Annotated in this window: 21 protein-coding genes; 10 read left to right on the top strand and 11 right to left on the bottom strand. The window is 42.6% G+C overall.

Annotated elements, in window-relative coordinates:
• Positions 1-202: 202 nt before the first annotated feature.
• Positions 203-1,681 (top strand): MFS transporter, encoded by a 1,479-nt coding sequence (locus tag WKT12_RS13100; protein ID WP_340319963.1) that lies wholly within the window; start codon positions 203-205, stop codon positions 1,679-1,681.
• 341 nt (positions 1,682-2,022) lie between these two features.
• Here the strand turns inward: WKT12_RS13100 and WKT12_RS13095 are convergent, their stop codons facing one another.
• The 11 genes from WKT12_RS13095 to WKT12_RS13045 form a co-directional block, all read right to left on the bottom strand.
• Positions 2,023-3,285: an acetylxylan esterase gene (locus WKT12_RS13095; protein WP_340319965.1), complete on the bottom strand. Its 1,263-nt coding sequence runs from the start codon at positions 3,283-3,285 to the stop codon at positions 2,023-2,025.
• Between the two features lie 249 nt (positions 3,286-3,534).
• A complete protein-coding gene (locus WKT12_RS13090) occupies positions 3,535-6,000 on the bottom strand; it encodes a bifunctional UDP-N-acetylmuramoyl-tripeptide:D-alanyl-D-alanine ligase/alanine racemase (protein WP_340319962.1) in 2,466 nt (821 codons plus the stop codon).
• Entirely contained in the window at positions 5,976-6,962 is a 987-nt protein-coding gene (locus tag WKT12_RS13085) for a GSCFA domain-containing protein (RefSeq protein ID WP_340319961.1), read from the bottom strand. The genes WKT12_RS13090 and WKT12_RS13085 overlap by 25 nt, the downstream gene beginning before the upstream one ends.
• 249 nt (positions 6,963-7,211) lie before the next feature.
• The gene (locus WKT12_RS13080; RefSeq protein ID WP_014775343.1) at positions 7,212-9,827 is read right to left on the bottom strand and encodes a UvrD-helicase domain-containing protein; all 2,616 of its coding nucleotides are present in this window, start codon (positions 9,825-9,827) and stop codon (positions 7,212-7,214) included.
• Positions 9,828-9,893: 66 nt separating this feature from the next.
• Entirely contained in the window at positions 9,894-10,553 is a 660-nt protein-coding gene (locus WKT12_RS13075; RefSeq protein WP_005941197.1) for a hypothetical protein, read from the bottom strand.
• 19 nt (positions 10,554-10,572) lie between these two features.
• A complete protein-coding gene (locus tag WKT12_RS13070; protein ID WP_005941195.1) occupies positions 10,573-11,070 on the bottom strand; it encodes a hypothetical protein in 498 nt (165 codons plus the stop codon).
• Between the two features lie 314 nt (positions 11,071-11,384).
• Positions 11,385-12,692, bottom strand: coding sequence for a MobV family relaxase (gene mobV / locus WKT12_RS13065; RefSeq protein ID WP_014775341.1), 1,308 nt, complete (start codon positions 12,690-12,692; stop codon positions 11,385-11,387).
• A 266-nt stretch (positions 12,693-12,958) separates the two neighbouring features.
• Positions 12,959-13,930 carry a toprim domain-containing protein gene (locus tag WKT12_RS13060; protein ID WP_014775340.1) on the bottom strand — a complete coding sequence of 324 codons (972 nt, stop codon included), beginning with the start codon at positions 13,928-13,930 and terminating at the stop codon, positions 12,959-12,961.
• Between the two features lie 251 nt (positions 13,931-14,181).
• Complete coding sequence (locus WKT12_RS13055; RefSeq protein ID WP_340319960.1) at positions 14,182-15,423, bottom strand: primase-helicase family protein; 1,242 nt, start codon at positions 15,421-15,423, stop codon at positions 14,182-14,184.
• 277 nt (positions 15,424-15,700) lie between these two features.
• A complete protein-coding gene (locus tag WKT12_RS13050; protein ID WP_195592547.1) occupies positions 15,701-16,084 on the bottom strand; it encodes a hypothetical protein in 384 nt (127 codons plus the stop codon).
• A 12-nt stretch (positions 16,085-16,096) separates the two neighbouring features.
• The gene (locus WKT12_RS13045) at positions 16,097-17,317 is read right to left on the bottom strand and encodes a tyrosine-type recombinase/integrase (protein ID WP_152276116.1); all 1,221 of its coding nucleotides are present in this window, start codon (positions 17,315-17,317) and stop codon (positions 16,097-16,099) included.
• 300 nt (positions 17,318-17,617) lie between these two features.
• On the opposite strand from WKT12_RS13045, the gene dxs reads away from it, so the two are divergent.
• From dxs to nuoK, 9 genes are all read left to right on the top strand, one after another.
• Positions 17,618-19,525: a 1-deoxy-D-xylulose-5-phosphate synthase gene (gene dxs / locus WKT12_RS13040; RefSeq protein WP_340319959.1), complete on the top strand. Its 1,908-nt coding sequence runs from the start codon at positions 17,618-17,620 to the stop codon at positions 19,523-19,525.
• Complete coding sequence (gene trkA, locus WKT12_RS13035) at positions 19,522-20,862, top strand: Trk system potassium transporter TrkA (RefSeq protein WP_340319958.1); 1,341 nt, start codon at positions 19,522-19,524, stop codon at positions 20,860-20,862. The genes dxs and trkA overlap by 4 nt, the downstream gene beginning before the upstream one ends.
• Before the next feature lie 905 nt (positions 20,863-21,767).
• Positions 21,768-22,118: an NADH-quinone oxidoreductase subunit A gene (locus tag WKT12_RS13030; RefSeq protein ID WP_022232880.1), complete on the top strand. Its 351-nt coding sequence runs from the start codon at positions 21,768-21,770 to the stop codon at positions 22,116-22,118.
• Entirely contained in the window at positions 22,109-22,711 is a 603-nt protein-coding gene (locus tag WKT12_RS13025; RefSeq protein WP_340319956.1) for an NADH-quinone oxidoreductase subunit B, read from the top strand. The genes WKT12_RS13030 and WKT12_RS13025 overlap by 10 nt, the downstream gene beginning before the upstream one ends.
• 24 nt (positions 22,712-22,735) lie before the next feature.
• Positions 22,736-24,358, top strand: coding sequence for an NADH-quinone oxidoreductase subunit C (locus tag WKT12_RS13020; protein WP_340319955.1), 1,623 nt, complete (start codon positions 22,736-22,738; stop codon positions 24,356-24,358).
• Positions 24,359-24,396: 38 nt separating this feature from the next.
• Positions 24,397-25,488, top strand: a complete 1,092-nt coding sequence (gene nuoH / locus WKT12_RS13015) for an NADH-quinone oxidoreductase subunit NuoH (RefSeq protein WP_021970689.1) — start codon at positions 24,397-24,399, stop codon at positions 25,486-25,488.
• A gap of 38 nt (positions 25,489-25,526) precedes the next feature.
• A complete protein-coding gene (locus tag WKT12_RS13010) occupies positions 25,527-25,994 on the top strand; it encodes a 4Fe-4S binding protein (RefSeq protein WP_340319954.1) in 468 nt (155 codons plus the stop codon).
• 12 nt (positions 25,995-26,006) lie between these two features.
• Entirely contained in the window at positions 26,007-26,522 is a 516-nt protein-coding gene (locus WKT12_RS13005; RefSeq protein ID WP_021970687.1) for an NADH-quinone oxidoreductase subunit J family protein, read from the top strand.
• A gap of 12 nt (positions 26,523-26,534) precedes the next feature.
• On the top strand, positions 26,535-26,852 hold the full coding sequence (gene nuoK / locus WKT12_RS13000) for an NADH-quinone oxidoreductase subunit NuoK (RefSeq protein ID WP_021970686.1): 318 nt from the start codon (positions 26,535-26,537) through the stop codon (positions 26,850-26,852).
• Positions 26,853-26,856: the final 4 nt, after the last annotated feature.

Here is a 26,856-nt window from a genome sequence, read left to right as displayed (position 1 = left end):
AATCAGGATATCTCACTAAAAGCACCTAATTGCCGCACCGAATATTGCAATCTTCCTTTTTCAAGAAAAGTTGTAACATTCGGGGTGACAATTTATTTATTAGTATAAATATAAAGAAGTAAAAACAGAAGGAATCATAAAAAGAAAAAGAGTACAAGCTGTAAGATTCCTCAACGAAAAACTACATTTTAAATATCATACCATGAATACATTTCAAAAAGTAGAAGAGAAAATGACAAACTTCAGATGGGTAATCTGTGGAATGTTATTTTTTGCAACTACCGTAAACTACCTTGACCGACAAGTTCTTTCGCTGACGTGGAAGGACTTTATCGCTCCAGAGTTCCACTGGACTGACTCCAACTACGGAGATATCACAGCTATATTTTCAATTGTATATGCTATTGCCAACCTTTTTGCCGGACGCTTTATCGACTGGATGGGCACTAAAAAAGGATACCTTTGGTCTATCTTTATCTGGTCGGCAGGAGCCTGCCTTCATGCATTATGCGGATGGGCTACCGAAATGACTATCGGTGCTCACAACGCAAGTGACATGCTTTCTGCTACAGGAGCCGTAGCCTCAACCATTGCCATCACCAGCGTTTATTACTTCATCGCAGCCCGTATCGTTTTAGGAGCAGGCGAAGCAGGAAACTTCCCCGCTGCCATCAAAGTCACGGCCGAATATTTCCCTAAAAAGGACCGCGCATTTTCAACTTCCATCTTCAATGCCGGCTCTACCATAGGAGCTTTGATTGCGCCTGTCAGCATACCTCCTTTGGCACGTTACTTCCAAAGCATAGGCGTTGGAAACGGATGGGAAATGGCATTCGTTGTCATCGGTGGACTGGGCTTTATCTGGATGGGATTGTGGATGTTCCTTTATAAAAAACCGCACGCTAATCCGCATGTTAATGCTGCCGAACTGGCATATATTGAGCAGGACAACCACACTACTGATACCGACAATACAAACTCACAAACAGCAAACAGTGATTTTGATAACCAAAAGATATCATTTCTGCAATGCTTTAAATTTCCCCAGACATGGGCTGTATTCTTTGGTAAGTTCATGACCGACGGAGTATGGTGGTTCTACTTATTCTGGACACCGGCATATATTTCGGATGTATATGGTTTCTCTTCCGATACACCAACTGCCCAAATGCTGATATTCGTCTTATATGCTATTACGATGCTCTCAATCTATGGAGGAAAACTACCGACTATTATCATCAACAAGACCGGCAAGAATCCTTATGTAGCACGCATGCAGGCCATGTTTATTTTTGCCCTGTTCCCACTTCTGGCACTATTCGCCCAACCATTAGGCAATTACTCATATTGGTATCCGATTATCATTATCGGTATTGCAGGAGCCGCACATCAGTCGTGGTCGGCCAACATCTATTCGGTAGTTGGTGATATGTTCCCTAAGAGTACTATTGCAACTATCATCGGAATTGGTGGTATGGCAGGAGGTATCGGTTCTTTCTTTATCAACATGGGATCAGGACGTCTGTTCGACTATGCTGCCGAAACAAACATGACGTTCATGGGATTCGAAGGTAAAGCTGCCGGCTATTTCATTATTTTCAGTATCTGTGCAGTAGCTTATCTCATCGGATGGATCATCATGAAAATATTAGTACCTAAATACAAACTGGTTAAGGTATAATACACCCTACACGAGTTTAAATAACTCTTCTCCCCCTTTACATTCAAAATCGTCAAGAATGTAAAGGGGATTTTTATTGCTCTTTCGTTTCAGACAAGACGAGATTTCAGGCAAAATTTGTACAAACATTTTTCCCTTTTGTACAAAATCCAATTTTTTTTGTACAAAACATCAGGAAAACCCGCACACGTTTTTTTCAAGACAACACAACAGATTCCCTTGCCTCTGCCTGTCAGTTTCTCCACCCCAAGACAAGAAACAAGGGAATCCCAACCTCAGCTAACATTTATCGATGATATTACTCCCTGATAAAGTCTGAAAGCATTTCCACCAATACGGTATCATTTAAGATGCTTCTGAATCCATTTCAATTGTCCGTATTCCGTATCATCGGAAGTCCAATGTTCGTTTATCGGTGTAATAAGCGTTTCCTTCGGACAGCTCAATACATTATAAACAATATAACTGGTAGTGGGTGGACACGTGTTATCATTGTATCCCCACGTAATATATACCGGAATATTTATCTGGCGGGCAAAGTTAACTACATCATAATATGCCATAGTATTAATCTTTTCGGGGGTATCCATTCCCTGATAATTTTTGAAGAAATGCGGATATCCTCCGGCACGTCCGGCTTTATATCCAGCCATGTCACTCAATGCCGGGTGATTCGCAACACAAGCCGTTACCCGTTTATCCAATCCTGCGGTAACAAGGGCAAGTGCTCCACCTTGACTTCCTCCCTGAACGATCACATTCTTTCCGTCCCAGTCCGACTGTGAAGTAAGAAAATCGATAGCACGTATACAGCTCATATAAACTTTCTTCATATAATAATTATCACGATTATCGAGTCCGTTAGTCAGGTAGTTTCCAAAAGCCGAAGATATTTCCTTAAACTCCTCAGCAGACATTTCTGGATTTAGACCGTGAATCTCCATTTCAAACCGGATACATCCTTCCTCTGCATAATAGATATGCCGCTTGGGTTCCTTGATTGTCTTTATACCTGCCCCCGGCGGACAAAGCACAACCGGATACTTTCCCGGTGCCTTCGGGCGAGTGAGATAACCGTAGATATACGAACCCGGACGGAAACATTGTAGCTTGACCAGGTAACAATCGGCTTTCTCCGTGGCATATTCAGGAGCCGGCTCGATAGTATATTTCATCGGGCAACGGGCTGCATCTGCCAGATTCTTCTCCCAGAACTGGTTAAAATCAGCCGGAAGCTGTGTATAAGGCTGTAATTTCTCGGGTGAAAAACCAACCTTCACATGATGCTTATAAACCTTTCCATCTACGACAGCCACCAGACGGCAGTCACGGAATCCGGGGACTTTCATTGTTCCCATATCAATTACTGCCCGACCATTCTTCAATTTCACCGAACCGGTCTTATCGGCAGGCATCATATCACCTCCCAGTTCATATTTCACTTCCAGACCATCCTGAGGAATACCGTACTTATAGAATTGAATTTCCACCTCAGCCTTTTCTCCTGTCTTATACAACCAGTTGGCATGATCGGGTACAGTTACCCATAGTACATCACTACGATAAGGATAGTTCTCGGAATGTAAAGGCAATGCCGCAAACATCAGCGAACAGACAAATGCCCCTTTCAGGAATAAAGATTTTACGTTTTTCATATTATTATCATGCAATTGTTCAATTAAACAAACTTTTACTGATAACAAAAATAGCTTAAAGGACTGACAAAACTGTTTACTTTTTAAGCTTTGAAGTGCAATAACTGACCTATTTTCAAAAAGAAAAATCCTCATATTCAAAAGTGTATACAAGGATTTTTTAATGAATGAATATATCTTTAAACTATTCTGTATGAATCAATTCTGATAATAGACACGCTTTACACGATTAGAAACGCTGGTCAATATCTCATAAGGAATTGTATTAAGTTTATCGGCAAGCACAGTAACCGGAAGATCATCGCCAAAGATAATGGCTTTGTCGCCTTCCTTACAATCGATGTCAGTTACATCAATCATACAAACATCCATACAAATATTACCTACATAAGGTGCTTTCTGACCGTTTACCAGACAGTAAGCATTACCGTTGCCTAAATGACGGTTCAATCCGTCGGCATATCCGATAGGAATGGCAGCTATCCTTGAATCACGGTTCAGTACTCCCTTTCGACTGTAACCCACCGTTTCATCAGCAGGCACATTATGTATTTGTAAAATGGTGGTCTTCAGCGTCCCGACATTATGCAGAATTTTATTTGTAAAAGGATCAATGCCATACAATCCGATGCCTAAACGTACCATATCGAATTGTGCTCCCGGATAACGTTCAATACCTGCTGTATTGCAAATATGACGTAAAATCTTATGATTGAATCCAGCCTGAAGTTCGGCAGCCGCAGCCTCGAATGTTTCAATCTGACGACGCGTAAAAGAGTCAAATCGCTCTGCATCACTTCCTACCAAATGAGAGAATACAGAACGAGGTATTACTGCCGACTGACGATGCAAACGGTCTACCAGATAAGGTACTTCTTCAGGAGCAAAGCCCAACCGGTGCATACCGGTATCAATCTTGATGTGTATCGGGAAATTGGAAACACCCTCACGTCCGGCTGCCTTTATCAGCTCTTCGAGCAAATGAAAACTATATACTTCCGGTTCCAGCTTGTAGTCGAACATTGTCTTGAATGCAGTCAGTTCTGGATTCATGATAATGATGGAACTATTGATTCCTGCCTTACGTAAATCAGCACCTTCATCGGCAACTGCTACGGCAAGATAATCTACCCGATGGTCCTCCAGGGTCTTTGCTACTTCAAACGAACCGGCACCATAGGCAGAAGCTTTCACCATACATACCATTTTGGTATCCGGTTTCAGCTTGTTACGGTAATGATTCAGGTTAGCGACAAGTGCTTCCAGATTAATTTCAAGAATCGTTTCATGCACCTTCAGTTCCAGCAAATCGGTTATATCATCAAAATGAAAGGCACGTGCACCTTTTATCAATACAACTTCGTTACGCAATGAGTTAAGTATACCCGATTCTATCAGTTCGGCAGTAGTACGGAAAAACTGCTTTTCTATTTCAAAACGAGGAGCAGCGGCAGAGATTTCTTCTCCCACCCCAATAATACGGTCCACCTTACGGCTGTGTACCAAATCGGCAACCTGACGGTAAAGAAGCTTACTGGGCTGCCCGCTTTCCAGTATATCCGACAAGATAAGTGTACGCCGACGTGCTTTGTCCTCCGTGCGGCGTGCCATAAAGTCGAGAGCGATGTCGAGAGAAGCAAAATCAGAATTATAACTGTCGTTTATCAAGACACAGCCATTTTTCCCCTCTTTTACCTCCAGACGCATGGCAACCGGCTCCAGATGCGCCATACGTTCGGCTATATCTTCGGGAGACACCATCAGATACAATGCCACAGCAAGAGCATTCAAGGAGTTTTCAATAGAAGCATCATCGATGAACGGTATACGATATTCTTTCAGAAAACCCAAATAACGATATTTAATGGTAGTTCCTTCATTGTCTTTCTCTATCTTTTCGATAAATAACGGACGCTCATTATCCTTCGTCGACCATGCTATTTCACGAGAAGTCAACAGCGATTTCGAAACACAATTGCTTATCAGTTCATTGTCGCCATTGTATATAATCACATCACAGTCCTTAAACAGTTGGAGTTTCTCCATACATTTATCCTGCAATGAAGTAAAATTCTCCTGATGTGCCCCTCCTATATTGGTCAGTACACCAATCGTAGGTTGTATAATAGGTTGCAAGGCCTCCATTTCTCCCATTTCAGAAATACCAGCCTCGAAAATGCCAAGCTCGGTATGTTCGTTCATCATCCATACGGACAATGGAACACCTATCTGCGAATTATAGCTTCGTGGAGAACGAGTTATTACTTTTTCCGGACTTAGCAACTGATAAATCCATTCTTTTACAACCGTCTTTCCGTTACTACCTGTAATTCCTACAACAGGTACCTGATATTGTTCCCGGTGTTTGGCTGCCAGACGCTGCAAAGCCTTCAGCGTATTGGCTACTTGCAGGAAGTTAGCATCAGAGTAATGAGAAAGATCTTCCGGGACATCAGTTACCACAAAATTCCTTACACCTCTGGCATAAAGTTCCGGTATATATTTGTGTCCGTCGTTACGTTTTGTCTTCAGAGCGAAAAACAAAGTTTCCTCAGGAAAGCATAAGGAGCGGCTGTCTGTAAGAATCCAGTCAATGCTCGCCGCATGACTTCCTATTCTGTTAGCTCCGATGACGGAGGTTATTTCTTCAATCGAGTTTGACATAATGCTATTTCATTTTGTACGTCTAAGTACGGGAATTTTTCTTTTAACCTTTCTATCTTTAACATAATTTGACTTAGAAAAGTATAATAAGCTTCCGATTTAGCATCAAATGGACGATGTTCGAGAGCTTTTCTTATTTCTTGCCAGTCTTTCATTATACGTAATGTATCTGCCGTAAAGAAGCTGCTACAAAAACACTCCCATATATAATTTACGGCAAGTGGAGTAGGATGAAGCATATCGTCGGCATAAAAACGGTAATCACGCAATTCATCTAACATAATCTCGTACGAAGGGAAATAATGGCACGATGGAATTTCCCGACATAACTTTTCGATGGCCAACAGTAATACAGCCTTATTCAGTTGATTGCCGTGCATACCATCTTTGGCATGCCGTATCGGACTAACTGTAAACAGAAATTGCGCATCCGGATTTATCAGATGTATTTTCTTAAGCAAGGAACCAAAAACCGATACAACCTCTTCCACTCCCAGTAACCTACGCGTGAACAGTCGGTCGGGTAACTTATGGCAATTGCCAACAATCTCGCCTGTTTCCTTCCATTCGTACACACGTGCCGTTCCCCACGTAAAAATAATCCATCGGGCTTTTCCAAGCATTTCTCTACCTTTCACGATGCGGAGGTTTATTTTTTCCAGACATTCCGACTGGTCTGTCGAAGAGAACGAACTATGATGCATCAAACTGTACCATATCCCTTTGTCAAAACGTAAATCTTCCTCATGATACGTTTTGCCATCAAGCAATATAGACATAGATTTTGCTATTGACAGGGGATTATATAAGACACCAAAAGGATTGACATCACAATCGAACTTATTATCAGACAACAGTTTCCCTATATTTTCAGCGAAACAAGATCCCCATAACGAAATTGAATCCGAATGACGAATTTCTCCTTGTCCAACAGGCAATTCTACTTTCGTTCTAAACTCCATATGCACACACTGTTCATTATTTTTTGTGCAAATGTAAACACAATACACATATTTTACGTAATTCTGGAAAACTTCTGTTAGTACCTTATACAAAGGACTTTGGGATAATTACCCGTTTTTGAGGTAACGACTTGGCAACGGTACAATCTGCTGCGTTCTACCTTGAATTGCTTTCAAGTAACTCGTTTCTGTGTACAAAAATAATAGAATAGTCCGATGCACACAAGGTACATCAAAGAAAAAGTTCGACTATTTGTTTAGTTTGTTTAATCGCATTACAATCGAAGTTTGACTTCTACCCATTTTGTTTGCAATATATTTGACACTCTTACCTTCATTGTGCAGTTTCAATAAAAATTGGTCTGCTCTTCTTGTCCATCTTTTATTGGCGTTAGGGTGCTTTACATAGCTTTCTTCTGACACCTTTTCGGGGTGCAAGAATTCATCCACAAATACAGACGGGAAACGCTTATCGTATAATACAAGCGTTTTTATCTTAGCCCTTGTTATTGCAACATAGAATAATCTTCTTTCTTCTCCGTATGGGAATTGGTCGCTCTTAGTGAGCACATAGTTAAGCACAGGGTCGTCACTCACCTGTGATGGGAAACCGTATGTATCTTTATTGCATTGTAAGAGTATTACATAATTCGCTTCAAGACCTTTTGACTTATGTACGGTTAAAAACTCTATTTTTCGTCCTCCTATCACATAGTAGAATCTATTACCCTCTTTAATTGATTGGTACATAAAAGAGAGGTAGTAATCATCAAAAGAGTAACGCCCCAATAGGAATATTGATTTATCCGATGGAATAGAAGCCACAAGTTGCCCTATCGTATTGCAGTAATCTCGTCTATCATAAGCATAGAATTCCAACTCGGTTCTCATTTCTGAGCTGAACGAATGGATATTCTTTTGTATTTGGGCTTTATTGCGTTGTATAAAGTTCGACGATAAAGAAACCAAAGGCTCTCCAAACCTGTATGTAGTTTCAATCTTGTTTATCTCCGTTGCTCCAAAATATTCGGGGAATTGATTGAATAGAGCCATATCACTTCCCGAAAAACGATAAATAGACTGCCAATCATCACCCACACAATACAACTTTGCAGGAGGATTACCCTCTCGCAATACTTTCAAGAAGTTGTAACGGTCAACAGAAATATCTTGAAACTCATCCACTATGATATAATCATATTCAACAGGGTGTGAAGTACGACATATCTCAGTGGCTTGAAGAATAGCATCGGTAAAATCAATTTGGTCACTATCGCTTAACGCATTTATGTAGTGTTCATATACAGGTTGAAATATATTCTTGATGATAAACACACTTCGTTCATCATCTGCATTTTTGGCTTGTTTCAAAACCTCTTTAACTGATTTACAACTTGATTTTACCAATGTAACGAAAGTAACAACAAGTCGTATAAACGCCTTTTCCTGCTTGCTACCTTTGGGTAGTACTAAATCGTATAACTCCTCATCGGTCTTTTCTTGAATTGGTACACCTGCTTCAGCTAATAGTTTACGGAGTTTATCCCTAATATCAGAATAATGGAAATCTGCACTTGATGTCACTAAAAGTTGTGTACCAAATTTCTCGTGAGCCGCTTTTTTCCAAGTTATACCATCATTGTATTTCTGATTGGCTTCTTCGTAGGTTATACCCTTGTCTTTTGCGAACCAAGCAGGAACAAGCCCGTGTTCATCAACTCCGAAATGTTCAAGATAGATGCGTTTGGTTACTCCTCCTTGCTTAAAATATATTGAGAAGTCGGGACGATATTGTGAGTGCATCTCATCTGCTAATTGATGTTCGTATGGTTCTTCATATCTGAATTTCACTCCCAGCGAGGACAAAGCAAAGCATATTTTTTGTTCTTGTTCACTTCTCACATATATGGCTCTGCCGTCCATATCGGGGAACATCGCCTTTAGCTGCACATTCTTTTGCTCTGATAATTGCTCTCGTCTTTCATTCTTGCGTTGTTCCCAATCGGCTTCATTCGTTTGGTAATCAACAAAGTATTCCACTATACTTTTTTTGAAAGACGATTTATCTAACAATTTGTGATATATATTAACAAACAATGAATCTGTATTGTCGCAAATCGATGGTTTTGTGCCTGTTGTTTTGCCTATAATATCAATGGCTAACTTATGGAATGTGTAACCTTTCAATCCATTGGTCGCCATTCTTTCGGTTAGTTCGGCTGCTGCTTTGTTGGTATAACTGATAAGTAAAATTCTTTCAGGTGCGATACCCTTGATTTCGGTGAGATATTTAACCTTACCGACAATTGAAGAGGTTTTACCACTACCTGCACTGCTGACTACTAAACAATTATCCTCTTCTGAAACTATTGAGCGTCTTTGTTGCTTGTCTAATGGGTATTTTAGGCAATGGTCGAAAAAGTCCCTGTGCGTGTCAAGTAGAAAGGTTATAACACCATCATTATGTTGTTTTACAAGTTTGTTGATTCTTCCAAAGTCGTTAATGAATTTGGATATGGTTTCTGATGGAGTGATGTTAAAGGCTTCAAGTTTCTTCAGAAGTGAATATGCCTCTTGGAAATGTACCTTATAATGATTGATGAAATTTTTTTCTTGCGTTGCGGAGATTACCCTGCCAGAAAAGCCATTATTCAAGTCTGAGGGAATATCTATAAACGCCCTCTCATTAAGAGCCGATAATCTCTCTCTTGCTTGCTCATAATTTGATTTCTCGCTATATGCAGATATATGGTTTAGCTTTTCTGCAAGCTCTTTGGATTTGTTTTTTAGGCGTGTTCGTACCATCGCTATTACAATAACCGAAATAGCAATTATACAAATAACCAAAATAAACGCCCATTGCATATTAAAAAAAAGCAGTTGATAATATTTGCTTTGCATAAAAATTAGCGTACTACGGAAATACGGAATTTATAGCAAAAAATTATTTTCTTTAAAATAATCTATTACATCTTCATCCGAAGTTGCTTCATCTACTGCGTTTAAAATTTTTACGAAGTCCTCAAACTTATCTGTTTCATAACCCCCACAAGTTGTAAATTCTTCATCGCAAAAGAAAATCATTTCTCCCGGAATGGTCATTGAGCCTGCTCCATTAAGACTCCTAAATCTATGGCTTACTGCCCAACCTGTAAATTCTCCTTTGTGATATTTAGCGACATTTTCTTTTAGAAAAGCAAGTTGTTCTGAAAGTTTCTTGGTGTATTTGTTCAAATCAGATTTGGCTTCTTCCTTTTCTTTTTTTGCTCGTGAATACTCTCCACGAGAGTATTGAGAAGAATAACCATTGGGGGCAAAAATATCCATAGAAGATTCTGCTGATTCAATTTTTCTCTCACAGCGATTTATTTTAGATATCAAATTCTTGATTTCATCGCTAATTTTCATAATAGGCTCGATAGTAGTTACATCAATAAACATACTATCAACTCTTGTTGATATTGGCTCATAAGAATCAGGGTGATAGAGATAGTCTTTAAGCGTCTCTTTAACCAATTTCTCAGCTTTTTCCTCGTTAGAGAGTGTACAAGAAGTTATAACTAAAGCGGATAATACTAAAAACTTTTTCATAATCTGTCGTATTATTGGGTTATTTCTCAGGGAATAAACTTGTTAAGGCTCTTCTAATGGCTTGACGGATATCATCAGCTTCTGTTTCGCCTTGTCCTTCTGCTGTACAAGAACATATCATTTCATTAGTTTTTGCAGAGCTAAACTGTATAGTTACTTCTATTGTGTAACCTAAACCTCTATTACGCCTGCCACTCTCACCATAATTGACGATTAGAGTTTCATTAGATAATTCGGGTTTAAGTTCGGGTAATATGATATATCCTTCTTTTATTAGTATTCCTGCTATTACATCACTTGGATTAACACTTTTGGTGGTTGAAGAACCATAGATACCGTATTGCCCACCATATGTACCTCCTGTGCTTGATGTCAATTCCTTTGTTGGGGAAATGTATGCGTATTTATACATTTCAATAGGAGCATTCCTCACTATTACAGGCATTCGAAGTGGTGCACATCCATTCATTAATATAATGGCACAAATAGCTAATAACCATTTTTTTATTACGCTCATACACTACATTTTTTTAATCTCCAGTTCCCAAAGGAATTTAACCTATTAAAGAAGCGTGGAACTGTATGCCACATTCTTTACTTGAAGGTCGTAGGAAACCATAGATGCAGATGTAACAATAGCAGCCCACGCTATATGCGTGAGAACCACTATGCTATCCTTGCATCTAATTGAAAATTTCCTACGTTTTCAAGTACAAGATAAGCATAACGCTTCTTCTTTTTTTCGTATGTCTTGGAAAGAGTTGCCTCAATCCAATACAAAAGTATGAAAAATCCGTGATATACCATTCTACTATCACGGATTTTTTTGATTTACAGTTTCATACTTCTATTCTGTCTTGGCTTCGGTATTCCGATAGCTTCTCTGAACTCATTCATCTTCTTTCTGAACCAGCTCACGTGTGAAACCCCGTCTATCTTGAAATCGAATTTACCGTTTTCATCCTGTTTGATGGAGCAGACGGAGTGTCGGGTATCAAAACTTCGGTTAAATTCGGAAGAATAGAGTTCGCCTTTTATCCCGACCTCCTTGAACTCGCACAGTCTTCTGATTATCCCGTCATTAAAGCCCAAACGTTCACGCAGGAAACTTATCACGGGCATCAGCTTCTCCACATACGGAAAGTAGCGTCTGACAAAATCCGCAAACTCCGACAGCTTGCGGTGCTGTTGCTCGTAAGCGTTTCTTATCTCCTGTATCTGCTTGGCTTGTTGCCGTTCCCGTTGTCGGGCTTCGTCTTCAAGTTCAAGGATGCGGTCTTGCAAGTCCTCGTTCCTGCGTTCCAACGATTTCATCTTTCCACTTCCGAAAAGAGAGCCCACACTGCTTGCAAGGGCGGTTGCCGTATCGGTGGCTGCGCTTTTGAGCTTGTCGGTACGGATTTCCGCTTTCACCTGCTTCAGTTCCTCCTGCGCCTTGGCTTTCTTCTCCTGCAACAGTCTGGTTTCAGTTTCGAGGACTTCATTCTTCTTTTTCAAGTCCCTATAATACTGCATGGTGGTGGTGTGCCGTGCTTCCGAACCCCGTACCCCACGCTGCAATCCGTATTTCGCCATCACCCTTGCGTAATTGTCGTGGTAGGCGACCAGGGTCTGGCGGTTGAACAGGTCATCGGCACACAAACGGACGGAATTTGTTTTCTTGCGGTACTTGCGCTTGCCATCAGCCTGTTCTTTCTTGGCTTTGCGCCTTTCACCCGTCACGATGGGAACAACGGCTGCGTGGATGTGCGGAGTCTTCTCGTCCATGTGTAGATGTGCGGCAACCACATTGTCTTTGCCGAATGTGGCTTGCAGCCATTGGATGCTGTCGCTGCACCATTCATCGAGTTCTCCTTTTTCCTGTATGTTCATCATGTCCTCGTGCGTACCCGACAAGACCACCCGAACGACACGGACTTGGTCGTGTGTGATTTTCCGTCTGATGCCTGCCGTGTTCAGCCTGTGGGCAATCGCTTCATCCCTGCCGTGAACGCCATTGGGGTATTCGACAAGCACCCTGTTCAGATGCGTTCTTGTCGGGTCGGCGTTTTTAGGTATTATCTTTCTCTCTATATGGTCGGACTGCGTGGTGTCCGATGTACCCTTTGCTTTCTTTATGTCCAATGAAAAATATCCCATATTATTTCTATTTTTGCGGTTATCGTTATGTCTCTTCTCTCTGCCTGTGACATCGGCTCACAGGGTTTATTATGCAAATGAACCATTGCTGCACTCGGCATAATCCAAACGAGTTTGGCTTCTGCTCTCGTTTGCACAGGGTTTCCAAAGGGATTTCCCTTTGGCTCGATAGGGTGTTTTTAGCGTTACGGAGTAATGCGTGAAGAAAACGCCCTATTGAGCTATGGTATTTCTGTCTAAATACCTTGGGAGAGCGGACGTGCATATTACAGATGAAATCCCCCTTTCTTTTTCGGTGGCTGCATCATCCGTCTTTCGGATTGGACTTGCTTTTTCTCCTTTATCGGCTCTGCCGATTGGGACAAGGGCTTACCGCACAGGTAGTCGTTCAAGTCCTTATAATCACGATAGTACAGCGACTTATCAAGCAGCCGTTCCCCGAACTTCTCTTTCAGCTTCTTGCAGGTGCTCCGTCCAGCCGTGTCGTTATCAAGGAAACAGCCGATTCGGGTGTAGGTCTCCAATATGCTTTCCGCTTTCGCAAGATTGGAAACGGAGTTCAGTATGACATAGTCCTGCGTGTCCAATCGTGGGTATTGCGGATTGTTTCTTACTCGGATGGTAAGGAATGAGAGGTAATCCATGAACCCCTCGAACAGGTAACACATACATCGTTGTCCGTCCTGCTGTCGGATATGGGTGATGTCTTTCGGGGCGACACATCCCTTGAAGTATCTGTTGCGCACTTCATATCCTCCTGCCATGTTCGGAAAGCCGATGGCAAAATAGGGTTTGTCGGCATTCATAAACCGAAGCTCCCTGCATTCCCTTTTGGCAAGTCCGATGTTTATTCCCCTTTCTTGCAGATAGGCTATAAGAGCAGGAGAGGACAACTCACCAACCCTTAATCCCTGATAAGGCTGATTGTCGGAATGCTGTCTGCCAAAAGAGAACGATGCAGGGCGGATGTATGCTGTCCGCTCCCCTATGCGTTTCAGCAGATAGGCTACATCTTCCGAACGGTAGAGTTCCGCTGCCAATGCGAGGATGTTTCCGCCTTTGCCGATGCCGAAGTCGTACCATTTTTCAAGCTCGGTGTTTACCTTGAACGATGCGTCCGTTTCTTCCCGTAGCGGTGATTTATACCACAGGTTCTTGCCTTGTTGCTTTACAGGCGTATAGCCCAGACTTTGCAGATAGTCTGCCAGTTTGATTTGCTTTACATCTTGGATTGTCATATTACATACGGTTTTGAAGTTGATGAAAATTTGTTGATTTGATGAATTGTCAATGTAATATATTTATATACAGCCTCGTAACCTCTCAACATCTTCTCAACAAACCACTCGCCAAAAGAGAAATCAACAAACGGGTGTCGGTGGTCTCTCAACTTCTCTTTTGGCTTGTTGAGATTTTGTTGAGAATGTATATCGTTTATTGTCAGTGTATTTATACCCATATTCAACAATTCAACAGAAAAATGATAATATTACAGGGATTCAAGTTGCTCCCTTGTGACGGTGTAGAAGCGTCCCACTCTCCTTATCGGCTCATACCGACACTCCCGATTGCAGTTGAACTGGTAGGTGGTATAAGTCAGTCCGTTTGGCGCAGGGGTCAGTTTCCAACATTCCTGCAACACTTTTCGGACTTGGTGTTTCTCCACCTTTACCTGTGAGTGTACCAGCAAAAGAAGAATGTCGCTGTAACAGAAAGAGAATGTATCCGTGCCGACACTGTCCATGATGTCAAGGACAAGTTCGTGCATCTCTATCTCCAACCGGTTACGGTTGCTGCGGATAATCTTCTGCAAGGCTTCTGTATGCAGCAATGTGGGGTTGAACCACATCCGGCTTTCCTTTTCGGTGAACAGTTTTCTGTGTTGCAGGAAATGGAGAAAGGCGGGTATCTCCGCTTTCAGCTTTTGCAGGAAGTCGGTATCATCGGACTGCAAGCGGTCTATCTTGCGCACCCAATAGCGTGTTTCCCCTGCGTCTATGATTACGGGCAGATGCTCGTTGTTGGAGCACAGCACGAATTTGGCGAAGAACGCAATCTCGTCACGGTCTTTGCCTTTGGCTTCTACCTTGTAGGAAAGTGTGGTGCTGAGGTTCTTCAACCGTTCGCTGTCCTCCCTGCGGTTGAGCAACACCTCATCCACCACGATGAGCAGTTTGCCAGCCCAATCGGAATTGAACTGGCTTCGGAAGTCCTCGTTGGTGTTAAAAGTTACATTGTTCTGAAAGAGGAGTTTCAGAAAGTTCAGGAATGTGCTTTTGCCTGTGTTGCGTTCTTCCGATACCAACAGCAGGATAGGCAACTTCTGAATCGGTTGCAGGTAGAGCAGTTGCAGATAGTCCATCCCCAACTCGTATTGTTCCCCGAAGATGTGCCGTACCAAAGATTGGATATGCGATAAATCGCCCTCCTGCGGTCGGTGGTCTATCGGTTCGTAAAGGTTAAGGAACTTACCGACCACGGAACGGTAGCCGATGTGTTCGGGTACGGTGCAGAAGCCGTCATACTTGGGAACGCTGCCGATGTAATCCTTGCCGTAATCCTGTCGCAGGGTCTCGTTGTTCCATGCGATGCGTTTCTTCACATACCCTCCGTTCAGTCTCGGTTGCTCCACAATCTTGTAGAGCGTTGTCCCGACACGGATAAATTCTTCCTTTGCCATGCCGCCATCCGATGGCGGTCTGTGGCTGTCCTGTTGTTCGATAGCTGACATAATCAAATGGTTTTAAGTTTGAAAATTACCAGCTACAAAAATATAATCAATTATCGGATAGGTTGTTATGCAAAACACGGCAGAATGGTGACAAATAGCCCCCGAAACAAAAACTTTCAATGGTTTGGGGCAGGAAACGGGTTGTGCAAACGGAAAAACTCCCGAAAAGCAAATGTCGGATTACGCTTTTCGGGAGAAAAAATCAGAGCGTCTGTCGTTCTGTCGTACTGACTTAATGAATTACTGACTTACCGAGTGAATAATGTCAGGCATTCAGCTACGAGAAGTATTCGGATTTGGATATACCGTTGGTATTCAGCGAGAAGAAGATGCTTGTTTTCTCTTTTCGCAGGTACAGTCTTTCAAGAACGGCATTGCGTACCCGTTCCGCTCCGAATGTGCCGATATGGAAAGCGAGGGTAACTATCGCTTCAAGGTTGTAAACCTCCATACTGCAATTATCGGATACCCGTATGCTTCGCCTTATCCCGTATTCCCTTAAAACTCCGCTCTTGCAAAGAGCCTTCAGCCCTGCACGGAATGTCGGGGCGGTTACTCCGAACAGGTCGCAAAGTTCCCATTCGCTCATGGCGGTTGCGCTAATGTCGGTCGGCAAGGTGATGTTGCCGTTGCCGTCCGTTGTGATGATGCTTCGTTTCATGGCTATGCTTGGTTATGGGGTTACACTTCCGAACGATGCGTTCAGCTTGTTGCCGAACGTCGTCAGGTCATTGTCAAGTTTCTGTGTGGTTATCTTCGCATAGATTTGAGTCGTGACAATGTTCGTGTGTCCCAGAACACGGCTCACGCTTTCAATGGGCATCCCCTTGCTAAGAGCCAGTGTTCCAAACGTATGACGTGCGCAATGGTAGGAGATTTGCTTCTCTATTCCGCATTCCGCCATTACCTTTTTCAGCTGTTTGCACATCGTCCAATAGTTGATTTTTCCGAAAACCAGCTTGTCTTCCGACAGATACTTGTACCGTTCGATTATCTGCAAGGGAATATCCAGCAGCTTCACTTGGAACGGGACATTTGTCTTGTGCCGTTTCGACAATATCCATTTCTCACCGTTCACCTCCACTATTTCATCCGTTGTGAGTTCTTTCATATCCACGAAAGACAAGGCGGTGAAGCAGGCGAAAATGAACAGGTCTCGCACCAATGCGAGGGTGGGGTTGTCAAACTCGTGCGCCATGATTCTTTTGATTTCGTCCTCTGTCAGATATTCCCGTTCCTTAACATTCGGGCTGATATGGAACTGCGCAAACGGATTTCTCGGTATCAGTCCGTTATAGTGCGCACGCATGACCACGCCTTTCAGCCACATGCAGTTCAGCCAGATGGTGGCGTTTTTCAGTCCCCGTTCAGCCGTAAGATAAGCCGCAAACTCCTTGATGAAGTCGGGTGTAAGTTCCAGCATGGACATATCCGTCCGTCTGTAGAATGACTTGATAAAGGCTGCGACATAGTTCCTTGCCCTTACCATGACCTTGTATGTGCCGATGCTGCGGTCTTTGCCGACACGTTTCAGGAAGTTGGCGCAATCCTTGTCAAAAGCCTTTATCAGTGTCTCATACTCGCTTCCTACCCCTTGGTAGGCATTGCGCACCATTTCAGCCGTTACGTATGCCTCTCGGTCGGATATGCGCTGATAGTGCTTGATGATTTGCGCCTTGATGTTGTCCAATGCCAGATTGATGTTCCGTGCTTCGGCACTCTTGCCTTTGGCTCGGTTGCCTTTCGCATCCCAAAGGGTTTTCGGGATGGTCTGCTTGCAACTGAACTGCGCCACAGTACCGTTGATTGTCACTCGTCCCATGATGGGGACAATACCGTCTTTCTCCTTGCTGCCGTTCACGTAGAACAGCACTTTGAATGTACTTCTTGCCATACTCGTTTTTTTGTTTGCAAAGTTAAATATCAACGAGTTAGACCTTGATACGCAAATCGGTGACAAACGGTGCAATAGCATCTCTCATATGTTAAATCTTACTCTTTCACGGGTAATGATTTGCAAACCATTCTTCTTCTTAAATCCGCTTTTCTTTGCGTTTTCCGATTTTTCGGCTTGTCATCATTTGACACCGTAGCAACTCTGATATTAAGTCGTTTAGCGTCATTTCTCCCGTTTTTCGAGGTTATTCCAGAGATTTATCGTATTTTTGTGAAATTAATATTGAATAAAGATCGGATGGAACAACCCATTTCTTACGAATTGTTGAATAAAATAGATAGCCCGAAGGATTTGCGTCAACTTCCTGTCGAGTCTTTACCTGAGGTCTGCCGAGAACTCAGAGATAAAATCATAGATGAACTTTCACGTAACCCTGGCCACTTTGGCTCAAGTCTGGGAGTTATCGAGCTTACGGTAGCTCTTCATTATATATTTAATACGCCCTACGACCGTATTGTATGGGACGTTGGACATCAGGCGTACGGACACAAGATACTGACCGGACGCCGGGATCGCTTTTGTACAAACCGAAAGCTAAACGGATTATGTCCTTTTCCCTCACCGGCGGAAAGCGAATACGATACGTTTACTTGTGGACATGCCTCAAATTCTATCTCCGTAGCTTTGGGTATGGCTGTAGCAGCAGCCCGAAAAGGTGAAGAAGACCGCCATGTCGTGGCAGTAATTGGAGACGGTTCTATGAGTGGAGGACTGGCCTTCGAAGGATTGAACAATGCTTCTTCTACTCCTAACAACTTACTGATTATCCTGAATGACAACAACATGGCAATCGACCGCAGTGTAGGAGGAATGAAACAATATTTACTGAACCTGCAAACATCGGAAGGTTACAACCGGTTACGGTACAAAATTTCCAGAAAGCTGCATCAATGGGGAGTACTGAATGAAGAACGTCGGAAAAGCCTGATCCGTTTCAACAACAGCCTGAAGTCGATGCTTACCCAGCAACAGAATATTTTTGAAGGAATGAACATCCGTTACTTCGGTCCGATAGACGGACACGATGTATTGGGCCTGACTAAAGTTCTGAAAGAAATAAAGGACATGAAAGGACCTAAACTGCTTCATATCCATACCGTAAAAGGAAAAGGTTTCAAACCAGCCGAAGAAGCAGCTACTATTTGGCATGCTCCCGGTATATTTGATAAAGAAACAGGGGAACGAATTGTAAGCGATACAAGCGGAATGCCTCCTTTGTTTCAGGATGTATTTGGCAAGACGTTACTGGAACTGGCTAAGAAAAACGACAAAATAATCGGTGTAACTCCTGCTATGCCGACAGGATGTTCTATGAATATTCTGATGAAAGCCATGCCAGACCGAGCATTTGATGTTGGCATCGCCGAAGGTCATGCTGTTACGTTTTCAGGTGGAATGGCTAAAGAAGGACTGCTTCCCTTCTGTAATATTTACTCGTCGTTCATGCAACGAGCATACGATAATATTATCCACGATATCGCCATACAGAAACTTAATGTCGTTTTATGTCTGGATCGTGCCGGATTGGTAGGAGAAGACGGGCCAACGCATCACGGAGTATTCGATATGGCCTATTTACGTCCTATCCCCAATCTGACAATTGCTTCGCCTTACAACGAACAAGAACTGCGCCGGCTAATGTATACAGCTCAGCTTCCCGATCAAGGACCGTTCGTCATCCGATATCCGCGTGGACGAGGGGTACTTACAGACTGGGAATGTCCACTGGAAGCTGTAGAAGTCGGAAAGGGCAGAAAGTTGAAAGACGGCTCCGATTTAGCTGTCATCACAATTGGACCGATTGGCAATACAGCTGCCAAAGCCATTGCCGAGGCCGAAAGTACACAAAAATGCAGCATTGCCCACTACGATCTCCGTTTCCTGAAACCTTTGGACGAAGCATTATTACACGAAATAGGAAAAAAATTTTCGCGTATAGTGACTGTAGAAGACGGAGTACTAAAAGGAGGAATGGGCAGCGCTATTCTGGAATTTATGTCAGATAACAACTATACTCCGATGGTCAAACGTCTGGGCATTCCGGATCATTTCATCCAACATGGTCCAGTTGGCGCCTTACATGCTATTTGTGGCATAGACCAAACAGGTATATATAATACATTAATCCATATTCTGAACTCATGAAGATTATCATTGCCGGCGCAGGTGCTGTAGGGACACACTTGGCCAAACTCTTATCGGGTGAGAAACAAGATATTATCCTAATGGACGACGATGAGGAAAGACTTGGCAGGCTGGGAAGCAACTTCGACCTGCTGGCCGTAAACATTTCTCCGACCTCCATTTCGGGACTAAAAGAAGCAGGAGTGGCAGGAGCCGACCTATTCATTGCAGTTACTCCTGACGAAAGCCGGAACATGACAGCTTGTATGCTTGCGACCAGCTTAGGAGCAAAAAAAACGGTAGCTCGTATTAATAATTATGAATACCTGCTTCCCAAACATAAGGAGTTTTTCGCCAAGCTGGGGGTGGACTCTCTTATTTATCCTGAAATGCTGGCAGCAAAAGAAATTGTAGATGCTGTCAAGATGAGCTGGATTCGCCAATGGTGGGAATTTGCCGGAGGAGCACTTGTACTACTGGGAACGAAAATGCGAGAAACAGCAGAAATACTGAATGTCCCCCTTCACGAGCTGGGAGGAAGAAATATTCCTTTTCACATCGTAGCTATCAAACGAGGAAGCGAAACCATTATTCCACGAGGTGATGATGCCATCCTGCTGAACGATATCGTGTATTTCACCACTACAAAGAAATATATTCCTTACATCCGGAAGATAGCCGGTAAAGAAAATGAAGCTGATATTCGTAATGTCATGATTATGGGAGGTAGCCGGATTGCCGTACGAACCGTACAATACATGCCGGAATATATGCGTACCAAAATCATCGAAAGTGACTTCAACCGCTGTAACCGATTGACGGAATTAGTGGATGACAAAGTTATGATTATTAATGGTGACGGAAGAGATATGGAGCTTCTTCTGGAAGAAGGCATCAAAAATACGGAAGCCTTTGTAGCACTGACGGGAAACTCAGAAACCAATATCCTTGCCTGTCTGGCTGCCAAACGTTTGGGGATAACCAAGACAGTAGCCGAAGTAGAAAATATTGACTATATCAGTATGGCAGAAAGTCTGGATATCGGTACGGTAATCAATAAGAAATTTATCGCAGCTAGTCACATATACCAGATGATGCTGGATGCCGACGTTTCGAATGTAAAGTGTTTGACCTTCGCCAATGCCGATGTTGCCGAATTTACAGTTAAAGCCGGTTCACGTATTACACGTTCTCAGGTGAAAGACGTAGGCCTTCCCAAAGGAGCAACAATCGGAGGACTTATCAGAAACGGAGAAGGTATCCTGGTTACAGGTAATACAACGATCATGGAAAACGACCATGTTGTAGTATTCTGCCTGGGTATGATGATAAAGAAACTGGAGAAATTCTTTAACTGACAAAACAAGAACTATATTCCGATTTTAATACTGAATTGGAATATAGTTCTTGTTTATTTGTATATGCCTGAAAGAATCTATAAAAGAATTTCCCTAAAATATACACACAACTCACATTTCCAACGCTGTCAAAACAGACTTTTTAGTAAACTCTTATCAGATCCAACCAAAGGAAACCCTACGGTACGACAGTTCGCTATCAGCACAAAATAAAAATAGAACAAAAATATCAACAATAACTTCATATTTTCTTACTTGGCCCAGCAACTTTCAGTCCTTATAAAATGACCTAATTTTCCTCACATCAAGCAACAGAGATTTTGTTTTTTTATACAATCCTCCTAAAAAGACTAAAAATAAATGTGTATCTTTGCAGCCGTTTTCAGATGGGTATTAATGATGGGTAAACAAATAAGGATAATTGCAATTCTCTTTTCTTTCCTTATAATAACGATTATAGGGAATCTTGTTTATGCACCCTCATTAACAGACAATAAAAAATTCTCTTTTCAATTTGATTCTACCTACAGCGAACTTCAGGAACCTCAGCAACCATCCGAAAGAACGCTTCAGTATTTGTCAACACAAAACAATACAGATATACCAAACAGAACCATAATTGCTCATAAGGTCAATACTTATGACTTTAAGTCTGCATTACGAAATGCGACCAATCCTCTCTGCCAAATAGAATATGGTGTGAGCAGACAAGTACGTTTCGCATGCTTCAATCACCCTCCTTTAAACAAAAGAATCTCCTATTATATCTATACACTGGAAAAAATATTGATTTAGTTTCTCTATAACGATAGAGATACTCAATATTCATTTTCCTCTTTATATGGTAAAGAGCGTTTTACCATATAAAAGTTATATGTTCGATTTATCAATATAAAGTTTTATTTATGTTTTTCACATTTTTAATTGTCGTCATTCTGACGGCCATAGCTCTGGTGGTAGCCGCTATGACAATCGCAAAGCTTATTGCACCGCGGTCGTTCAATCCACAGAAAGGAGAACCTTACGAATGTGGTATACCGACCCGAGGACAGTCATGGGTACAATTTAAGGTAGGATATTACCTGTTTGCCATCCTGTTCTTGATGTTCGATATTGAAACAGTATTCTTGTTTCCGTGGGCAGTAGTAGTCAACGAAGTCGGAACCTATGCACTGGTGTGTGTGGCATTTTTCTTATTAGTATTAATATTGGGCCTGGCATATGCTTGGCGGAAAGGAGCGCTGGAATGGAAATAAAGAAACCTCAAATCCGCTCAATGAAATACGATGAGTTCAAGAACAACGACTACTTGCAACGCATGGTAGACGAACTGAACCGCGACGGTGCAGGAGTCATCATCGGAACAATCGATGAACTTATCGAATGGGGAAGAAGTAATTCACTCTGGTCGCTTACCTTCGGTACCAGCTGCTGCGCCATCGAATTCATGGCATTGGGAGCAGCACGTTACGATATGGCACGTTTCGGATTCGAAGTAACCCGTAACTCTCCTCGACAGGCTGACATGATTATGGTACTGGGAACAATCACTTATAAAATGGCTCCGGTACTAAAACGTCTGTACGACCAGATGGCAGAACCGAAATATGTTATTGCCGTAGGTGGATGTACTATTTCAGGAGGGCCATTTATCAAGTCCTACCACGTAGTTAATGGTATCGATAAAATCATTCCGGTCGACGTATATATTCCGGGATGTCCTCCACGTCCGGAAGCTTTTTACTACGGTATGATGCAACTCCAGCGTAAAATAAAAGTAGAGAAATTCCTTGGAGGCGTAAACCGTCAGGAAAAGAATCCCGAATCACAAAAGGAGAGTGAAAAATAGTAAACGATAGGAAAATAGCGATTTATGAATATAACAGAAAAAATTTCCCGATTAGTGCCCGATATCACTATTGTCGAGCAAGGTGACCAAGTGATAACCATTCCGGCAGAATCGTTCCATCAAATAGCCGAAGCCTTGAGAAATGACAAGGACGAACCGATGGACTTCCTGCGAGATATTGTAGGAATGGACTGGCAGGAAAGCGGTCTGGGAGCACTTTATTATCTGGAATCAAGCAAGACTTACAACCGCATCGTACTCAAGACATCAACAACCGACCGCGAACACCCTTATCTACCGTCGGTTTGCGACTTGTGGAAAACAGCGGAAATCAAGGAACGCGAGGTATTCGATTTCTTCGGTATTCGTTTCCTGAATAACCCGGATATGCGACGCCTGTTCTTGCGCGAGGACTGGAAAGGCTATCCGTTGCGTAAAGATTACGACATGAATTCTAATCCACTGAATATGGAGAACGAAGAAAATGCCGATATTACTGATGAATATTACCTCAATCCGGACGGAACCATTGCCGATAAGAAAAATATCGTTTTCGGACAACAAGATTTTGTGGTCAATATCGGGCCACAGCACCCGTCAACTCACGGTGTTCTTCGCTTGCGTACCTCACTCGAAGGTGAAACCATCAGCAAAGTAGACCCAATCTGTGGATATATCCATCGTGGAATAGAAAAAATGAACGAAAGTTTGACTTATCCGCAGACACTTGCGCTGACCGACCGTCTGGATTATCTGAGTGCACATCAAAACCGCCATGCATTGTGCATGTGTATTGAAAAGGCAGCAGGCATCGAAATTTCAGAACGTGCGCAGTACATCCGTACCATCATGGATGAACTTCAGCGTATCGACTCTCACTTGCTGTTCTATTCTTGTCTGGTAATGGATATGGGAGGACTTACTCCATTCTTCTATGGTTTCCGTGAACGTGAAATGATTCTCGATATCTTTGAAGAGACAACCGGCGGACGATTGATACAGAACTATAATATGATTGGTGGTGTACAAGCTGATCTGCATCCTGACTTCCAGCGCAAAGTAAAAGAATTCATCAAGCACTTGCGCAGTGTCATCAAAGACTATCACGATATCTTTACAGGAAACGTGATTGCCACTACCCGTCTGAAAGGAATCGGTGTGCTGAGTCGTGAAGACGCCATTTCACTGGGAGTAACAGGAGGTTCCGGACGTGCTTCTGGCTGGGCAAATGATGTCCGCAAACATCATCCTTATGCCATGTACGATAAAGTAGATTTCAAGGAAATCACTTATACGGAAGGTGACTCATTTGCACGTTACATGGTACGTATGGATGAGATTATGGAATCATGCCATATCATCGAACAGTTGATAGACAACATTCCGGAAGGAGAATATCGTGTAAAGACCAAGCCAATCATCAAGTTACCGGAAGGTAATTACTCAGCAGCTGTAGAAACCAGCCGTGGAGAATTCGGTGTAATGCTGGAAAGCCATGGTGACAAGACGCCTTACCGTTTGCATTACCGTTCTACCGGACTTCCACTGGTGCATGCCCTCGATACAATTTGTAAAGGCAATAAGATTGCCGACTTGATTGCTATCGGAGGAACACTGGATTATGTAATTCCGGATATAGACAGATAATCTCTTTCTTAATTTATCATTTCTAATTTAAAAAGTATATGTTTTTAGATTATTATAATCTTGAACCACTTTTTCTGGCAATCCACTCCGCATTATGCAGCGTGATGCCAGAAGGGCTGGCCATCTTTCTGGAAGGACTGGTAGTAGGCGTCGTAATCTTGGTACTGTATGCCGTACTTGCCATCATATTAATCTATATGGAGCGTAAAGTCTGCGCAGCTTTCCAGTGCCGTATCGGCCCGAACCGCGTAGGAGGTAAAGGAGGCTTGCTACAGGTACCAGCCGACGTTATCAAAATCCTGACAAAGGAAATCATCGAACTGAAGAACTCCGATCACTTTCTTTATAACCTTGCTCCCTTCTTGGTTATACTGGCTTCCATTCTTACCTTTTCATGCCTGCCATGGAATAAGGGAGGAGAAATTCTTCACATGAACATCGGTATCTTCTTTGTACTTGCTGCCTCATCTATCGGCGTTTTGGGTATCCTGCTCGCCGGATGGAGTAGTAACAGCAAATATACCATCATCGGAGCCGTACGAAGCGGTGCCATGATTATTAGTTATGAACTTTCTATCGGCCTGACAGTACTGACAATGGTCATGCTGAGCGGTACCATGGATATCCAGCAAATCGTAAGCGGACAAGCTGACGGATGGAATATCTTCAAGGGACATATTCCAGCTATCGCAGCATTCATCATTTACCTGATTGCCGGTAATGCAGAAGCAAACCGTGGCCCGTTCGACCTTGCTGAAGCAGAACAAGAACTTACCGCAGGTTATCACACCGAATATTCTGGTATGCACTTCGGATTCTTCTATCTGGCAGAGTACTTGAACCTATTCATTACTGCCGGTATCGCTACTACCCTCTTCTTAGGAGGCTGGATGCCATTACATATCGCCGGACTGGATGGGTTCAACGCGGTCATGGATTATATTCCGGGTGTAATCTGGTTTGTAGGGAAGACCTTCTTCATTGTATTCCTGCTAATGTGGATTCGCTGGACATTCCCTCGTCTGCGTATCGACCAGGTACTTACACTGGAATGGAAATACCTGATGCCGCTCTCATTAGTCGTACTGCTGGTTATGGCTTTATGCAAAGTTTTTGGATTAACATTTTAATCAACCGATAAGATAGGAATTGCTATCAACAAAACATTATGGAAAGTTTTAGTGAATATATAAAAGGATTTGCTTCAGGAGTAAAAAGCCTGCTGATCGGTATGCGTACATCCATGAAAGTGTTCTGGCAGCCTAAAGTAACCGAACAGTATCCGGAGAACCGTCATACTACATTGCATATTCCCGAACGTCACCGCGCAAAGCTTGTTATGATACACGACAGTGAGAACCATCATCACTGCATAGCCTGCGGCTTGTGCCAGATGTCCTGCCCAAACGGCACCATCAAGGTTATTTCTGAAATGCGCGAAGATGAAGATGGTAAAAAGAAAAAGGTTTTAGTGAAATACCAATACAATCTGGGCTCATGCATGTTCTGTGAATTATGCGTCAACGCATGTCCTCATGGAGCCATCAAGTTCAGCAATGATTTTGAAAATGCAGTCTTCGAAAAAGATAAGCTCCTGCTGACACTAAACCACGAAGGTTCAACACTTGCTAAATAAAAAGGAGAGAATATGGAATTAACACTTCAAGAAATCGTATTCTATGTTGTTGCAGCAGCTATTGCAGTATTTTCCGTACTGGCTGTAACGACTGGAAAAATCTTACGTGCCGCCACTTATCTGCTTTTCGTGCTGTTCGGCACCGGAGCTATCTATGGCGTATTGGGATACACCTTCCTGGGAGCTGTACAGTTAATGGTATACGCCGGAGGTATTGTTGTATTATATGTATTCTCCATCCTGCTGACTCAGTCGGATAAGGACATGAAATACCGGATGAATCGGGCTAAACTAATTAGTGTACTACTTACCACTGTTATTGGAGCAGCGCTGGTATTATTCTTGGTTTTCACCAACGGATTTGCACTCAACATGATTCCACAAGGCGTAGAATTGCCTGCTCGTGAAATCGGTCTCGCACTAATCGGTACCGGAAAATACCAGTTCGTTCTACCGTTCGAAGTAGTCAGCGTCCTGTTGCTGGCATGTATGATCGGTGGTATTCTGATAGCAAGAAAGGAAAAATAAAAAATTACGATTATGGAAATAGAAATACACGTAATACATTATCTGGTCATCAGTACCATTATGATGTTCTGCGGAATTTATGGATTCTTTACCCGTAAAAACCTGCTTGCCCTGCTCATCTCGGTAGAGCTTATGCTGAACGCAACAAACATCAACTTTGCAGTATTCAATCGTTACCTTTTTCCGGATCATCTGGAAGGTCATTTCTTCAGTCTGTTTGGTATCGCTATCGCAGCCGCAGAAACCGCTGTTGCCATTGCCATTATTATTAATGTGTACCGCAATATCAAACAAATCTTGACCGACGATATTACCGATCTGAAAGGATAACTAA

Source organism: Phocaeicola sp. HCN-6420, from assembly GCF_037890145.1.
Classification (GTDB): Bacteria; Bacteroidota; Bacteroidia; order Bacteroidales; family Bacteroidaceae; genus Phocaeicola.
This window is presented reverse-complemented; position numbering and strand designations above follow the sequence as displayed.

What these genes read in the sequence shown, in the direction of transcription:
- dxs (WP_340319959.1), top strand. Translation starts at nt 17,618, where the DNA reads ATGGAACAACCCATTTCTTACGAATTGTTGAATAAAATAGATAGCCCG.
- WKT12_RS13070 (WP_005941195.1), bottom strand. Translation starts at nt 11,070, where the DNA reads ATGAGCGTAATAAAAAAATGGTTATTAGCTATTTGTGCCATTATATTA.
- WKT12_RS13020 (WP_340319955.1), top strand. Translation starts at nt 22,736, where the DNA reads ATGAATATAACAGAAAAAATTTCCCGATTAGTGCCCGATATCACTATT.
- WKT12_RS13095 (WP_340319965.1), bottom strand. Translation starts at nt 3,285, where the DNA reads ATGTTTGCGGCATTGCCTTTACATTCCGAGAACTATCCTTATCGTAGT.
- nuoH (WP_021970689.1), top strand. Translation starts at nt 24,397, where the DNA reads ATGTTTTTAGATTATTATAATCTTGAACCACTTTTTCTGGCAATCCAC.
- WKT12_RS13005 (WP_021970687.1), top strand. Translation starts at nt 26,007, where the DNA reads ATGGAATTAACACTTCAAGAAATCGTATTCTATGTTGTTGCAGCAGCT.
- mobV (WP_014775341.1), bottom strand. Translation starts at nt 12,692, where the DNA reads ATGGGATATTTTTCATTGGACATAAAGAAAGCAAAGGGTACATCGGAC.
- WKT12_RS13080 (WP_014775343.1), bottom strand. Translation starts at nt 9,827, where the DNA reads ATGCAATGGGCGTTTATTTTGGTTATTTGTATAATTGCTATTTCGGTT.
- WKT12_RS13090 (WP_340319962.1), bottom strand. Translation starts at nt 6,000, where the DNA reads ATGTCAAACTCGATTGAAGAAATAACCTCCGTCATCGGAGCTAACAGA.
- nuoK (WP_021970686.1), top strand. Translation starts at nt 26,535, where the DNA reads ATGGAAATAGAAATACACGTAATACATTATCTGGTCATCAGTACCATT.
- WKT12_RS13025 (WP_340319956.1), top strand. Translation starts at nt 22,109, where the DNA reads ATGGAAATAAAGAAACCTCAAATCCGCTCAATGAAATACGATGAGTTC.
- WKT12_RS13045 (WP_152276116.1), bottom strand. Translation starts at nt 17,317, where the DNA reads ATGGCAAGAAGTACATTCAAAGTGCTGTTCTACGTGAACGGCAGCAAG.
- WKT12_RS13010 (WP_340319954.1), top strand. Translation starts at nt 25,527, where the DNA reads ATGGAAAGTTTTAGTGAATATATAAAAGGATTTGCTTCAGGAGTAAAA.
- WKT12_RS13100 (WP_340319963.1), top strand. Translation starts at nt 203, where the DNA reads ATGAATACATTTCAAAAAGTAGAAGAGAAAATGACAAACTTCAGATGG.
- WKT12_RS13030 (WP_022232880.1), top strand. Translation starts at nt 21,768, where the DNA reads ATGTTTTTCACATTTTTAATTGTCGTCATTCTGACGGCCATAGCTCTG.
- WKT12_RS13075 (WP_005941197.1), bottom strand. Translation starts at nt 10,553, where the DNA reads ATGAAAAAGTTTTTAGTATTATCCGCTTTAGTTATAACTTCTTGTACA.
- WKT12_RS13055 (WP_340319960.1), bottom strand. Translation starts at nt 15,423, where the DNA reads ATGTCAGCTATCGAACAACAGGACAGCCACAGACCGCCATCGGATGGC.
- WKT12_RS13085 (WP_340319961.1), bottom strand. Translation starts at nt 6,962, where the DNA reads ATGGAGTTTAGAACGAAAGTAGAATTGCCTGTTGGACAAGGAGAAATT.
- WKT12_RS13060 (WP_014775340.1), bottom strand. Translation starts at nt 13,930, where the DNA reads ATGACAATCCAAGATGTAAAGCAAATCAAACTGGCAGACTATCTGCAA.
- trkA (WP_340319958.1), top strand. Translation starts at nt 19,522, where the DNA reads ATGAAGATTATCATTGCCGGCGCAGGTGCTGTAGGGACACACTTGGCC.
- WKT12_RS13050 (WP_195592547.1), bottom strand. Translation starts at nt 16,084, where the DNA reads ATGAAACGAAGCATCATCACAACGGACGGCAACGGCAACATCACCTTG.